The 14593-nt window shown below is 39.1% G+C and carries 10 protein-coding genes and 1 other RNA gene; 7 read left to right on the top strand and 4 right to left on the bottom strand.

Going from position 1 to position 14593, the window contains the following annotated elements; translation table 11 throughout:
• Positions 1–2 precede the first annotated feature (2 nt).
• The 3 genes from P0Y49_09860 to P0Y49_09870 all read left to right on the top strand — a co-directional run bounded on the left by P0Y49_09860 (position 3) and on the right by P0Y49_09870 (position 7228).
• Entirely contained in the window at positions 3–3263 is a 3261-nt protein-coding gene (locus P0Y49_09860; GenBank protein ID WEK21442.1) for an efflux RND transporter permease subunit, read from the top strand.
• On the top strand, positions 3260–6520 hold the full coding sequence (locus tag P0Y49_09865; protein WEK21443.1) for an efflux RND transporter permease subunit: 3261 nt from the start codon (positions 3260–3262) through the stop codon (positions 6518–6520). The genes P0Y49_09860 and P0Y49_09865 overlap by 4 nt, the downstream gene beginning before the upstream one ends.
• A gap of 123 nt (positions 6521–6643) precedes the next feature.
• Positions 6644–7228 (top strand): hypothetical protein, encoded by a 585-nt coding sequence (locus P0Y49_09870; protein ID WEK21444.1) that lies wholly within the window; start codon positions 6644–6646, stop codon positions 7226–7228.
• A gap of 18 nt (positions 7229–7246) precedes the next feature.
• On the opposite strand, the gene P0Y49_09875 is transcribed toward P0Y49_09870, so the two are convergent.
• Entirely contained in the window at positions 7247–8542 is a 1296-nt protein-coding gene (locus P0Y49_09875) for a divalent metal cation transporter (GenBank protein ID WEK21445.1), read from the bottom strand.
• A gap of 236 nt (positions 8543–8778) precedes the next feature.
• On the opposite strand from P0Y49_09875, the gene P0Y49_09880 reads away from it, so the two are divergent.
• Complete coding sequence (locus P0Y49_09880) at positions 8779–10077, top strand: HAMP domain-containing sensor histidine kinase (protein ID WEK21446.1); 1299 nt, start codon at positions 8779–8781, stop codon at positions 10075–10077.
• Between the two features lie 17 nt (positions 10078–10094).
• Here P0Y49_09880 and P0Y49_09885 read toward each other — a convergent pair whose 3' ends face one another.
• Complete coding sequence (locus P0Y49_09885) at positions 10095–11831, bottom strand: thiamine pyrophosphate-dependent enzyme (protein ID WEK21447.1); 1737 nt, start codon at positions 11829–11831, stop codon at positions 10095–10097.
• A 134-nt stretch (positions 11832–11965) separates the two neighbouring features.
• On the opposite strand from P0Y49_09885, the gene P0Y49_09890 reads away from it, so the two are divergent.
• The 3 genes from P0Y49_09890 to P0Y49_09900 are packed head-to-tail and all read left to right on the top strand — an operon-like array spanning position 11966 to position 13503.
• On the top strand, positions 11966–12541 hold the full coding sequence (locus P0Y49_09890) for a PhnA domain-containing protein (GenBank protein ID WEK21448.1): 576 nt from the start codon (positions 11966–11968) through the stop codon (positions 12539–12541).
• Between the two features lie 12 nt (positions 12542–12553).
• On the top strand, positions 12554–12928 hold the full coding sequence (locus P0Y49_09895) for a DMT family protein (protein WEK21449.1): 375 nt from the start codon (positions 12554–12556) through the stop codon (positions 12926–12928).
• A gap of 44 nt (positions 12929–12972) precedes the next feature.
• A complete protein-coding gene (locus P0Y49_09900; protein ID WEK21450.1) occupies positions 12973–13503 on the top strand; it encodes an HAD family hydrolase in 531 nt (176 codons plus the stop codon).
• A gap of 67 nt (positions 13504–13570) precedes the next feature.
• Here P0Y49_09900 and fsa read toward each other — a convergent pair whose 3' ends face one another.
• Both fsa and ffs read right to left on the bottom strand, forming a co-directional pair.
• Positions 13571–14230: a fructose-6-phosphate aldolase gene (fsa, locus tag P0Y49_09905; protein ID WEK21451.1), complete on the bottom strand. Its 660-nt coding sequence runs from the start codon at positions 14228–14230 to the stop codon at positions 13571–13573.
• Between the two features lie 140 nt (positions 14231–14370).
• Positions 14371–14470, bottom strand: an RNA gene (ffs, locus tag P0Y49_09910) — signal recognition particle sRNA small type.
• Between the last annotated feature and the right edge of the window lie 123 nt (positions 14471–14593).

Below are 14593 nucleotides of genomic sequence, written 5' to 3' on the forward strand. Positions count from 1 at the left end.
ATATGATCGCTAATACATTTATCAAAAGACCAGTAACTGCGATCGTAGTATCCATTGTATTGGTCGTTATTGGTATTATCTGTATTCTCAACTTGCCTATAGATCAATATCCGGATATTACTCCACCCGTGGTGCAAGTGAATGCTCAATACACCGGTGCTGATGCCCAGACAGTTGAACAGACTGTAGCGACTCCTATTGAGGAACAGGTTAATGGTACTCCTGGAATGGAGTACATGCAAAGTAATAGCACTAATAATGGCTTAATGTCAATGAATGTTACTTTTGATATTGGGACAAATATTGATATTGCAGCTTTAGATGTTCAGAACAGGGTAAGTATTGCATCCCCTTTAATTCCTCCGGTTGCCAGCAGATTAGGGATCACTGTTCGTGCATTAAATCCAAGTATGCTGATGATGGTGGCTCTTTATGCCCCGAAAGGTACTCATGACATTACTTTTCTGGATAATTATACCAATATCTTTATTCAGGATGCTCTGCTACGGGTTCCAGGGGTGGGCAGTATCAACCGGTTTACGGATGATTTCAGTATGCGTATATGGATGAATCCTGATAAAATGGCGGCTTATTCGATTACACCTGCTGATGTGATCGCAGCTTTAAATGCGCAAAATGTACAGGTTGCGGCAGGTTCTGCAGGTGTGCCACCACAAGCAAATACACAAACATTTGAGCTGGGAATTTTGGTAAATGGCAGATTGAGTAAAGTATCTGAGTTTGAGAATATCATTGTAAAGAATGTTCCCGCCAGCAATCAGTTGATTTATCTCAAAGATGTGGCCAGAGTAGAACTGGGCAAATTCACTTTTTCCAGTAATTCTTTTGTGGATGGTCACCGGGCATCCTACCTGTTAATTTATCAGGCACCAGGGAGTAATGCATTAAAGACTGCTAATGGCGTTTATGCTGCATTAAATCAACTGAAACAATTTTTCCCAGCTGACGTAACCTACAAGGTGCCTTTCGAAGCGATCACTGTGGTAAAAGTATCGATGACTGATGTGGTTACTACCTTATTGTTAACGCTTGGATTGGTAGCTTTAGTGGTATTTTTATTCCTGCAAAATTTCCGTTCCACACTTATTCCAGTATTGGCTATACCGGTATCTATCCTGGGTACCTTCAGTTTCTTTATCCCACTTGGGTTTACCATCAATACTTTAACCATGTTTGGCTTTGTTTTGGCCATTGGAATCGTAGTAGATGATGCCATCATTGTGGTAGAAGCAGTCCAGAATTATATCGATAAAAAAGGAATGTCGGCGAAGGAAGCGACCTATTATGCGATGAAGGATATTTCGGCTCCCGTAGTTGCCATAGCTTTGATTTTGGCGGCCGTATTTGTTCCTGTTGGATTTATTCCAGGTATTGTGGGGCGGCTGTATCAACAATTTGCGATTACCATAGCCATTTCGGTGATGATTTCTGCATTTATTGCCTTATCACTTACTCCTGCACTTTGTTCCTTATTATTAAAACCTACCCGTCCTGATGAAAAAGCAAAGGGGTTGAGCAAATTATTTGTCAGGTTTAATAAATGGTTCGAACGGGTAACTTCAAATTATACTAAAGGTGTACAAAAGAGCATTAAAGCATTTCGCTTTGTTATTGTGATCCTGGTTTGTATTTGCGTAGGGGCTTTCTTTTTATTACGGCATAAACCATCAGGATTTATTCCTTCTGAGGACGATGGCAATTTATACGTTACTTTTCAGCTGCCCCCGGCATCTTCAACCAGCCAGTCTGTGGCTGTGATGACAAAGCTGATGAAGGTGGTGGCAGAGACACCAGGGGTGGGACACTACGCGGCTTTATCGGGATTGAATGTCATCAATAACGCAACCAATTCAAATGGGGGTACTATCTATGTGCAACTTAAGCCCTGGAGTCAACGGAATAAATCAACAGAAGTAGTGCCGGGCATTATCGTGGAAATGCAGAAACGAATCAAGGCGGCTGGCATTAAAAATGCCAATGTTGAAGTGATACAACCTTCGCCGATCCCGGGAGTAGGCGCAACCACCGGGTTTAATTTTCAGATAGAGCAGCGTAATACAAATGATGACCTGCAAGCATTTGAGGGGGTGGTGGATAAATTTGTTAAAGAGGCAAATAAAAATCCTGCGATCTCCAATGCTTATAGTTTTTATTCTTCTAAAACGCCCAGTTACAAGCTGACGGTGGATCGTCAGAAATGTGAAAAACTGGGGGTTGATGTTGGTGATGTATTTACTACTATACAGGCATTTATGGGAAGTTTGTACATCAATGATTTTACGACATACAATAGGACTTATCATGTAGTGGTTCAGGCCGATACTGCTTACCGATCAATGATATCAGATGTTAATAAATATTATGTACGTAATCAGGCTGGACAGATGTTACCATTAGGGACACTTGTTAATTACACTTCTGTAGAAACAGCTCCGTTAATCTCGCATTTTAACATTTTTCGATCTGCCGAAATAGACGGGGCATCTGCACCCGGATATAGCAGTCCCCAAACGATTGCTGCATTGCAGGAAACGGCTGATAGGGTGCTCCCTCAAGGATATACATATGAGTTCTCAGGATTAAGTTATGAGGAGATGAAAGCAGGTTCTACAACGATCTATATTTTTGCTTTCTCCATTACTTTTGTGTTCCTTTTTCTCGCTGCATTGTATGAAAGCTGGTCAGTTCCGTTTTCTGTGTTACTGGCTGTACCAATTGGTGTTTTCGGTGCCATACTAGCCTTAACTTTGGTGCCAGGACTGACTAATAATGTGTATGCCCAGATTGGTTTGATTACACTTATAGGCCTGGCAGCTAAGAACGCAATTCTGATTGTAGAATTTGCCAAGGTAAGGGTAGATCGTGGGGAAGAATTACTTAAATCGGTACAGGAAGCGGTTAGCCTTCGTTTGCGTCCTATTGTAATGACTTCGATGGCCTTTATATTAGGCGTATTGCCTCTGGTTTTTGCGAGTGGGGCGGGCGCAATTGCCCGTCGTACTATAGGTTTAACTGTTTTTGGAGGCATGCTTGCTGCGACTACTCTGGCAATTTTTATTGTTCCTGTATTGTTTGTAATCATTACTCGTTTGTCTTACGGGAAGAAAAAGTTGCAATGGCTTCAGGAACATCATAAGGAACTGATGGAAAAGGCAGAAAAAGTTGAGGCTCAAAATATTGATGCGGAGTTGGAATATGAATTGAAAAAATCAAAGGACCTTTCTAAACCGGACAGGGAATGATTGCTAATACATTTATAAAGAGACCTGTAACTGCCATCGTTGTATCTATTGTACTGATGATATCTGGGTTGATTTGCCTTTTCAATCTTGCAGTTGATCAATATCCCAATATTACTCCGCCGACAGTATCTGTTTCAGGTCAGTATTCCGGCGCTGATGCACAGACTGTAGAGCAAACTGTGACTACGCCGATTGAAGAACAGGTAAATGGGACTCCAGGTATGGAGTATATGCAAAGCACCAATACAAATACCGGTTCTATGAACATTAGCGTTACCTTTAAGTTGGGTACGAATATTCATATTGCCGCTTTGAATGTTCAAAATAGAGTGGCTATAGCAAAGCCTTCGATACCGGCTGTCGTTAGCCAGTTAGGATTGACTGTACGTGCAAGGAATCCAAGTATGCTGTTGATGGTTGCTATTTTTTCACCTAAAAACACGCATGATATCACTTTTTTGGATAACTATACCAATGTATTCATCGAAGATGCTTTGCTACGTGTGCCAGGAGTGGGTGACATCAATACGCGGACTGATAATTTTAGTATGCGGGTTTGGATGAACCCGCAAAAGATGGCTGCTTATGGTTTAATGCCACAAGATATCATTAATGCATTGAATGCTCAAAATGTTTATGTGGCAGCTGGATCCGTTGGTGCACCTCCGCAACTATCTTCTCAAATATTGGAGCAGAGTATTTTAGTGGAAGGACAGTTAAATAAGCCTGCTCAATATGAAAATATAGTTGTTAAATCTGTACCGGCTACAGGGCAATTGGTCTATTTGAAAGATGTGGCAAGGGTAGTACTCGGTAAATTCACTTTCTCGAGTAATTCGTTTGCGGATGGAAAACGCGCATCTTTTCTACAGATTTACCAAACTCCAGGTAGTAATGCTTTGGAAACGGCCGATAATATATATGCCGCATTGAAGGAATTGAAAAAATCATTTCCTGCGGATATGGATTATGCTGTACCTTTTGAGTCTATCACCATTATTAAGGTTTCCATTGCAGAGGTGGTAAAGACATTGTTTATGGCGCTGGGCCTGGTGGCAACAGTAGTTTTGCTTTTTCTTCAAAACTGGCGTTCTACCATTATTCCAATTTTGGCAATACCAGTTTCTATTTTAACCACCTTTTGCTTTTTTATTCCCCTGGGATTTACGGTGAATACATTAACGATGTTTGGTTTTGTTTTAGCTATTGGAATCGTAGTGGATGATGCTATTATTGTGGTAGAGGCAGTGCAACATTATATCGATAAAGAAAAAATGTCTCCAAAAGAAGCCACTTATAGGGCAATGCAGGATATCTCAGGACCGGTAGTGGCGATTGCACTGATCCTTGCTGCGGTTTTTTTACCTGTTGGCTTTATTCCGGGTATCATTGGCAAGCTTTATCAGCAATTTGCGCTCACTATAGCCATCTCGGTAATACTTTCAGCATTTATAGCGCTATCGTTAACACCTGCTTTGTGTACATTATTGCTACGTCCGACCAGGGTGAATAAAGAATCAAGAAATATCAATAAGCTTTTCTATTATTTTAATAGTTGGTTTACCAGAATAACAGACCACTATTCAAAAGGAGTAGAAAAATGTATAAAATACGCTGGCTGGGTGATGGTGGCACTTGTGATTATTTGTATTGCAGCGATTTTTTTGTTTAAGCAGAAACCATCCGGTTTTATACCTGGTGAAGATGACGGACGTTTATACGTTACCTACCAACTGCCAGATGCATCTTCAACAGTAGAATCTGTAGCACTGATCAATAAACTCATGAAAGTAGTTGGTTCCACTCCGGGAGTGGGGCACTATGCAGCGCTTTCAGGATTAAATATTTTGAGTTCGGGGACTAATTCTAATGATGGTACCATCTTTTGCATGTTAAAACCCTGGGAAGACCGTAAGATAGCAAGTCAGCAGATCCCAGGTATCATTGCGGTGATGAAAAAGCGTATTGCTGCTGCGGGCATAAAAGGTGCCAATGTAGTGGTGATTCCGCCACCTCCGATTCGTGGCGTTGGACAGGCTGCAGGTTTTAGTATGCAGATACAGCAAGGTAATACAACTGATGATGTTCATCAATTCGAAACTGTAGTAAAGAAGTTTGTGGCGGCATTGAATAAAAATCCAGCCACTTCGACAGCTTTCAGTTATTACTCGGCACATACACCATCTTTTAATTTAACTGTAGACAGATTGAAATGTGAAAAAATGGGTGTTAATGTATCTGATGTTTTCAATACGCTACAAGCTTACATGGGGAGCATGTTTGTCAATAATTTTACTTTATACAACAGAACTTATCACGTAGTGGTTCAGGCTGATACAACTTTCAGAGCGTTCGTTTCAAATGTAGATAAATATTACGTCCGAAATTCTTCAGGATCTATGGTTCCTTTAGCTACACTGATCAGTTATGAGCCTACAGAAACCACACCACTCATCTCACATTTCAATATTTTCCGTTCAGCAGAAGTAGATGGTTCAACACCACCAGGTTATAGTACCGGACAGGGCATAGAAGTATTGAAAGAGACTGCTGCAAAAGTGCTGCCAAGGGGATATACCTATGAATTTTCGGGACTGAGTTATGAAGAAATCCGAGCGGGGACAACGACAATTTACATCTTTCTATTTTCCATTGTTTTTGTATTCCTTTTCCTGGCCGCCTTATATGAAAGCTGGACGGTTCCCTTCTCAGTAATGCTTGCAGTACCGATTAGTGCTTTTGGCGCCATTCTGATTCTAACTTTAGTGCCGAGGCTTACAAATAATGTATATGCACAAATCGGTTTAATTACTTTGATCGGTCTTTCTGCCAAAAATGCGATTCTGATTGTTGAATTTGCTAAAGTGAGGGTAGATCTTGGGGAAGAATTGGTGAAATCGACCATAGATGCAGTCAGGTTACGCTTACGTCCAATTATAATGACCTCTATGGCTTTTATTTTAGGTGTAATGCCATTGGTGCTGGCTACAGGGGCTGGCGCTGTGGCGCGCAATACTATCGGTTATACAGTATTGGGTGGAATGTTGGCCTCATCCTGCATTTCTATTTTTATTGTGCCGGTATTATTTGTATTATTTACACGGCTGGCTTATGGTAAAAAACAGCTGGCCTGGTTGTTAGATCATCGTGAAGAACTGCTGGAAAAAGCGAAAAAGATAGAACAGGAAAATATAGATCCTGAACTGGAATATGATATCGCAAAGGAAAACGAACAAAATAGAGGTAAAGCCGGATAATAGAAAAATTAAATCATCACGCTGAATATGTGTGAATTATGCAACATATACACTTGATTTTGTAACATTTTTTTTTGATAATTCGCTAACTTGGTAACCTATTTATTTAAAACATAATATCTTATGAAAAAGCTATTAATTTTATCAGCAGCATTAGTATTTCTTACAGCAGTCGGTTACGCACAGAATAAGGAGGATTCTTTAAAGAGAGAAATAAAAATGCTTAAGCAAGAAGGACCGGCCGGAAAACCTATGGAAAGGAAGGACAAAAGGGAATTGAGGAAATTGGAGGGTAAAGAAGTAAGTTATCAATCGAAACAAAAGTTTGCCGCTGATTTTGGAAATATACCGGTAACCAAGTGGGTAAGAATGGACAATTACGATAGGGCTACTTTTACTAAAGACGGAAAAGTTATGAATGCGTTTTATGATGCTGACAATTCCCTTGTTGGAACAACAAGTTATAGACCCTTTTCGGATTTACCTGAGAATGCTCAGAAATATATCAACGATAAGTACAAAGACTATAAAATAGATGACAAAGTGCTGTTTTTTGATGATAATGAGTTTAATGATACCAACATGGTTTTGTATAATCAGGAGTTTGATGATGCTGACAATTACTTTCTTGAAGTTAAAAAAGGTAATGAAACCATTGTACTTAAAATAGATGCTGAAGGACTGGTTTCATTCTTTAAAAAACTTTAATAGATCAGTGTCAAGAGTCTATAAAGTAAAGAATAATGCGACAGCAGCAGCTCCCATAATTATAAAGGTTGCCCATAGTAATATTTTAGATAGCACACCACTTTTGTATTCGCCCATAATTTTGTCACTTGCAGCAATCTTCACGATTAGAAATAATAAAGGGACTGCCGCTACGCCATTGATTACCGCTGTATAAACCAGTGCCTTTAGTGGATCGATGCCTATGAAATTGATAATCAATCCAACTATTGTGGCGATGGTAATTACACCATAAAATCCGTGGGCCTTTCTAAGTTTAAGATTTAAACTGGCATTCCAATCAAAAGCTTCTGCTACTGCATATGCTGCGGAGCCTGACAATACCGGCACAGCAAGCAGACCAAGTCCAATAATGCCGATTGAAAAGATCAGTTTAGCCAGATAACCGGCATTGGGAAAGGAGTGAACCAACGGTTCAAGCGCTTTTGCCGCATCTGCCGCATTTTTGATGTCAGTTATACCATTGTTATGCAAAACAGTACCTCCAACCAAAAGGATGCACCAGGTGGTAAATTCGGAAATGATCATCCCTATGTTGTTATCTTGCCGCATGGCATGTATATGCGGCCAACCAATTCTAGGTTTTCCGTCTCTGATGAGTCCCTTTGCTTTTTCTTCTTCAACTTCCTGGGAGGCCTGCCAAAAAAACATATAAGGTGTGATGGTAGTTCCAAATACACCCGTAATGATAAACAGGAAATCAAAAGAAAATTCAAAATGCGGTATAACTGTTGCCTTTAATACGGTACCCCATGGTTGATCCACAATAAACACCGTAATGGGATAAGCCAGCAAAGCAAGCGCCAGCCATTTTAATATTCTGGAATAAACTCTGTAATTGGTAAAAATTTCTAATGTCAAAATTATTGCTGTAAAAAGTAGGGTCAGCACTACAAAATCAACAGGCATTAACAATTGTGCAGCAGCTGCCATGGCACCAATATCTGCACCTATATTAATCGTATTGGCCACCACAACAAGTCCCACTACAGCATACAATACTTTACGATTGTAATGTTGTTTTACCACTGCTGCTATGCCTTTTCCAGTAACGAGGCCTATTCTGGCGCAAGCTTCCTGTACAGCAGTCATAAATGGGAGCATATACAATGCTGTCCATAGCTGACCATAGCCGAATTGAGCACCCGTTTGAGAATAGGTTGCTATACCCGATGGATCATCATCAGCAGCACCCGTGGTTAATCCCGGCCCCAAAAGGCTAAAGAATTTTCGAATTTTTCTCAGCTGAAACTTTAATTTAGATCTTGATGACATTGGTAGATTTTTAGTGTAATAGGTAGTTACAATATACTTATCTTTATTTATGATTTTTTTAAAATCTTGTTAAGAAATGTGAAATATATACCCACAATAGGGTACAACAAATTAAATCTATATTTTTAGTATAATTAATCAGATCAACAATGTATTTACAACATTTATGCTTTAATTTGTAACTCAAGGCGCGTCTCTTTTTCCTTATATAAGTAGAGCGTCAATAGGGATAATTGATGTTTAAATATTTAAAGCTTAAATGGGAGCATAATTGGCTCCGAATGGTCGGGGATGCAGAACGCTTTTCTTTGGAAGCACGGATATTTCATGCCATTTCGATGACAGTTATCTTTACTGTTTTTATAGTCACTATTTATAATTTTTTAAGCACACTTTATCATGCATCTTTAATTTCCGCTGTAGTTTTGTTGCTTCAAATTGGCTTGTATGCACTAAGTCGATATAAAGGCAAATCTAAGCTCGCTGTTATATTAACAGTAATACAAATTAACGTTGCAACTTCGTTGGCTTATTTTTATAATGATGGTGCCGGAGGAAGCATACTGCTATTATTTGTGGTTAGCTTGTACCTTATATTTCTTATCATTCCACGTAAGAAATTAGCCTTCTGGTATGTATTTAATTTAATATTGGTATTTGGTGTACTCAGCATCGAATACTTTTACCCGGATAGCATACAGAAGCATTATTCGGGCAGAATGGAATGGTTAGCTGACATCGCTTTTACTTACTTTATGGTTAGTGCAATGATTGCTGTCGGCACTATACAATTGCGTAAAAGTTATCGTTCTCAAAAAGAAAGAGCAGAAGAAAAAGCACGTAAACTGGAGTCAATGAATAAGGAAAAGGATAAGCTTTTTTCCATCATTGCTCACGACTTGAATACGCCATTGAATTCATTACAGCAGTACCTTCAATTGATCAATGAAATGGAGTTGAATGCCGAAGAACGGTCGGAAGTAGAACAAAACCTGGCTACTTCCTTATCTGATGCACAATACTTGTTGGGTAACTTATTGGAGTGGGCAAAAAAACAGCTTCATCATGCTCCTATGAACTTAACACCAATAGCTATATATGAGCAGCTATTGCCTACTTTGCGCATGTTTGAGCAGATTGCATCCAGAAAGAATATAATGCTAATTGTTGATATTGATCAGAAAGCAACTATTCTGGCTGACAAAAATATGTTTGATTTGGTGGTGCGTAACTTATTAAATAATGCTGTAAAATTCACCAATATAAACGGCAAGATTTGGGTAAGTACAATTGTAGATAAAAGCCATTGTGTGTTGGTGATAAAAGATAACGGTATTGGAATTTCTCCGGAACGACAAAATGAGATTTTTAGTCTAAATATTGCTTCCAGTTATGGAACGATGAATGAAAAGGGAACAGGGCTCGGTCTTGTGCTCTGTAAAGATTTTATTGTTCAGCAAGGAGGAGATATTTGGTTTACCAGTACAGCGGATGAGGGAACTGCATTCTATGTAAAAATGCAGTTGTCGCAATAGCCTGTTTGTCTGATTACCTATAACACTTCTCCCAGATGTTTGTAATTAGATTTAATGGTGTCAAATACTTCATCCATGTTACCACCAAGCATCAATTTCGTCATAGATGTTGTCATGCCTTTTATCTGTTTCCATTCTACTTTTGGTGGCATAGCCAGGGCATTTGGATTGGTAAAAACATTTAATAAAACCGGACCACTTTCACTGATTGCGTCTGCAATGGCAGCAGCCAGATCTTCGGGTTTGGTAACTGTAATACCTTTAAAACCCATTGCCTGAGCTAGCAAAGCAAAATCCGGATTAACCATATCTGTTTCATTATCCGGTAATCCATCAACCTCCATCTCTAGCTTTACCATTCCTAGTGATCTGTTGTTAAATACAACAATTTTAATGGGCAAATTATATTGCTTTATGGTTGCCAGATCACCGAGGAGCATTGAAAGTCCGCCATCTCCGCAAAGTGCAATTACTTGTTTTTCGGGACGGGCCAATGCCGCACCAATAGCCATGGGCATGGCATTAGCCATAGAGCCATGATTGAACGAGCCCAGCATCTTTCTTTTACCCGTGGCGTGTATAAAACGCGCCCCCCAAACGCAGCACATGCCTGTGTCAACCGTAAATATGGCATCTTCGGCACATAAACGATTCAATGTATCCGCTACAAATTCCGGCTGGATTTTACCTTCAGTACCATGGTCATCAACATAAGTTTGCTGTTGTTCTTTTACTTTTTCGTAAAAATCGAGCTGAGACTTTAAAAAGCTATCCACTTTTTTTTCGTTCAACAGCGGTAGGAGTGCTGCAATGCTATCCTTGATATCGCCGCATAAACCCATATGTAACTTTGCCCTCCTGCCTAGTCGTTCCGGATTTTCGTCAATTTGTATGATCAGGTTCTTCTCAGGCATAAAATTCTGATAAGGAAAATCGGTACCGAGTAGTAAAACCACATCTGATTCGTGCATGCTATGATAGGCTGAAGGTTGCCCCAATAATCCAGTCATGCCAACTTCATAGGGATTGTTATATTGTATGCCCATCTTTCCACGGAAAGAGAAGCCAACAGGTGCTTTCAATGTCCTGGCCAATTCAACAACTTCATCATGGGCATCGACGGCGCCAATTCCGCAGTAAATAGTTATTTTCTTGTTTTTATTTAAGCAATCTGCCAAAATTCTCAATTCCTCATCCGAAGGCTTGATTACTGGTTTACATTTAAATACCTGCATAGCGGTTTCACTCTCTACAGCTGGCATCTGTGCAACATCACCTGGTAAACCAAATACAGCAACACCTTTTTTGTGAATAGCATGCTGGATAGCAGTTTGAAACATCCGTGGTGCTTGTGCAGCAGTGGTGGCTATTTGATTGTAGCAGCTGCAATCGTCAAATAATTTAATGGTATTGGTTTCCTGGAAATAATCCATACCGAACTCATTTGTGTTTATGGTTGAGGCTATAGCAATGACAGGTACATGGGAACGATGAGCGTCGTATAAACCATTGATTAAATGAATATGTCCTGGCCCACAGCTGCCAGCGCAACAGGCAATTCCATCAAGTTCTGCTTCAGCAGCAGCGGCATAAGCACCAACCTCTTCATGTCTTACGTGTATCCATTTTATTTTTCCATTTCTTCTTACCGCATCATTAAAGAAATTTAAACTATCTCCTGTAACAGCGTAAACTCTTTTTACACCCAGGTCAACCAGCATTTCAACCAGTTGTTCAGCTACGTTTTTACTCATACATTTTTCTTTGATGCTGCGTTTTGTTCATTGTATTAAACAAAAAAAAGCAGCATATGTTTTGATATCAGTAGGTGTAAAGCGGGTAAAATAAGTAACTTTACGATCTTGATTTTTAACAAAAAGAATATATTTTGGAACAACAATTATTAGAAAGAAGCGAGAACAAATGTGAATTATGTCAGTCCGAAGCACCTCTAAAGTTATATGAGGTTTTGCCTCAATCAAGTCGTACTGAGGATAACAGTATTATGATTTGTGATAAATGCTTAGGACAGATAGAAAAAACTGATGAACTTGATGTTAAACATTTGAACTGTTTGAGAACAAGTATCTGGAGTGCTGTTCCAGGTGTGCAGGTCATTACCTGGCGTTTGTTACACCGTTTAAAAGACGAGAGCTGGGCTACTGAAAGTCTGGAGATGATGTACATAGATGATGAGACTTTAGCCTGGGCACAAGCAGGATTAGAAGATGAAAGCAGCAGTGCAGATGAGGTACATAGAGACTGTAATGGTGCTGTTCTGGAAGCCGGTAACTCTGTTGTTTTAATTAAAACATTAGATGTAAAGGGATCTTCGTTAAGCGCTAAACTAGGCACAGTGGTTAAAAACATCCGTTTGGTAGAGAATAACACCGATCAGATTGAAGGTAAGATAGAGGGACAGACTATTGTAATTCTTACTAAATACGTAAGGAAACAGAGTTGATTTTTGAATTTTATGATGAAATATATCGCAACAATTGGTTTGCTTTTTCTTTCTAATGCATTTATGACCATGGCCTGGTATGGGCACTTAAAGTTTTTTGGTAAAGGCAGTACTCATGTATCTGCTTCAATATGGGTGATTATTTTGCTTAGCTGGGGCTTGGCTTTCTTTGAATACTGTTTTCAGGTTCCTGCCAACAGAATAGGTTCTTCGGAAACTGGTGGACCCTTTTCCTTAGTTCAGTTAAAGGTAATTCAGGAGGTGATCACGCTTATTGTTTTTGTGATCTTTTCTATGGTGTTCTTTAAAAACATTCACCTTTCCGGCAATCATCTTATTGGATTTGTGCTGCTTATTGCAGCTGTATATTTCATTTTTAAGGGATAAATAAGTACTATTATAATCTTATAACAGGAGTAACAAAAGTAAAAATGAATAAAGCTATATTTCTAGACCGTGATGGCGTTCTGAATCACGAGATAAACGATTACATTACCAAACAAGAAGATTTTGAAATATTAACCTATCAGATTGCTCCATTAAAAAGGTTATATGATGAGGGGTATCTTTTAATTATCATTACCAATCAAGGGGGGATTGCACAAAAAAGATACACTGAGGCTACGCTTGCAGAAATGCACAAAGTTTTGGGCGCCAGTTTTGAGGCTCAGGGCGCATTGATTACACATGCTTATTATTGTCCGCATCACCCAACTGTTTCTGAAGATTGTAATTGCCGTAAGCCCAAATCAGGAATGCTATTAGAAGCGATTGCAACCTATAACATTGATCCGGCGCAGTCTGTCATGATTGGCGATAAACCACGTGATGTGGAGGCCGCAAATGGGGCAGGAGTGAAAGGTATTTTGATTGCTCCTGATGAGCAGATTGATTATGACCTGGTAAAAGCAGTGCTGGCTGGAGATAAATTTGAAGTCTTATCAGAAGGTATGCTTAAATAAACAAAGTATTAGTACATAAAAAAACGGGTATCATATTTTTATGATACCCGTTTTTTTATGTACTATATTACTTACCTGCAGCCTTAGCGTGGTCAGCTAAGAAAGCGGCTAGACCACTATCTGTTAAAGGATGCTTCAATAATGCAGTAATTGCAGCTAAAGGAGCAGTAATTACATCTGCGCCTAATTTAGCACAAGCAACGATATGCAATGGTCCGCGGATAGACGCCGCTAAGATTTCAGTCGGATATCCGTAATTGTCAAATATCTGCCTGATATCTTCAATCAATTGCAAGCCATCAGTAGAGATGTCATCTAAACGACCTAAGAACGGAGAAACATATGACGCTCCTGCTTTAGCAGCCAATAAAGCTTGTCCAGGAGAGAATACTAAGGTACAATTGGTTCTGATTCCTTTTGAAGATAAATATTTAATTGCTTTTACGCCATCCTTAATCATCGGAATTTTCACAACGATTTTAGGATCTAATTTAGCTAAAGCTTCACCTTCCTTAATCATTTCCTCATAAGTCGTTGAAATAACTTCTGCACTTACATTGTTATCTACAATAGCACAGATCGCTTTATAGTGGGCAATTACATTGGCGTCGCCGGTAATACCTTCCTTAGCCATAAGGCTTGGATTAGTGGTTACACCATCTAAAACACCTAAATCTTGTGCTTCTTTTATTTGGTCGAGATTAGCTGTATCAATGAAAAATTTCATGTTGTTTAAATTAGCAAATTGGTTAACGTATAATTTTATCAAATATTTTCGCCTAAAGTAGGCAATTACATTGAGCTCTTTTAAGAAAACTTGAATAATAAGGGAAATGTTTTGGAATTACTTTATTTAAAAAAGTAAAAAATGGGCAAGCACCTTTTATCGCATCGCTACAACCTTCTACCCTTGCTTCGTTCCCGCCCTGGGGGAGTTCAAAGGGAGCTGATCGTAAAAGACTTGCCCACTGCAAATGTAGCAAAAGAGATTAGTCTACAAAAGGAAAAATCATAAATATTTGAGTTTTTTTAGTAAAAAAGACATAATCAATTGAGGATAAATAGATTGAAGGAATAAAAAAAAATGATA

The organism is Candidatus Pedobacter colombiensis, assembly GCA_029202485.1.
Taxonomy (GTDB): Bacteria; Bacteroidota; Bacteroidia; order Sphingobacteriales; family Sphingobacteriaceae; genus Pedobacter; species Pedobacter colombiensis.

What these genes read in the sequence shown, in the direction of transcription:
- P0Y49_09860 (WEK21442.1), top strand. Translation starts at nt 3, where the DNA reads ATGATCGCTAATACATTTATCAAAAGACCAGTAACTGCGATCGTAGTA.
- P0Y49_09865 (WEK21443.1), top strand. Translation starts at nt 3,260, where the DNA reads ATGATTGCTAATACATTTATAAAGAGACCTGTAACTGCCATCGTTGTA.
- P0Y49_09870 (WEK21444.1), top strand. Translation starts at nt 6,644, where the DNA reads ATGAAAAAGCTATTAATTTTATCAGCAGCATTAGTATTTCTTACAGCA.
- P0Y49_09875 (WEK21445.1), bottom strand. Translation starts at nt 8,542, where the DNA reads ATGTCATCAAGATCTAAATTAAAGTTTCAGCTGAGAAAAATTCGAAAA.
- P0Y49_09880 (WEK21446.1), top strand. Translation starts at nt 8,779, where the DNA reads ATGTTTAAATATTTAAAGCTTAAATGGGAGCATAATTGGCTCCGAATG.
- P0Y49_09885 (WEK21447.1), bottom strand. Translation starts at nt 11,831, where the DNA reads ATGAGTAAAAACGTAGCTGAACAACTGGTTGAAATGCTGGTTGACCTG.
- P0Y49_09895 (WEK21449.1), top strand. Translation starts at nt 12,554, where the DNA reads ATGATGAAATATATCGCAACAATTGGTTTGCTTTTTCTTTCTAATGCA.
- P0Y49_09900 (WEK21450.1), top strand. Translation starts at nt 12,973, where the DNA reads ATGAATAAAGCTATATTTCTAGACCGTGATGGCGTTCTGAATCACGAG.
- fsa (WEK21451.1), bottom strand. Translation starts at nt 14,230, where the DNA reads ATGAAATTTTTCATTGATACAGCTAATCTCGACCAAATAAAAGAAGCA.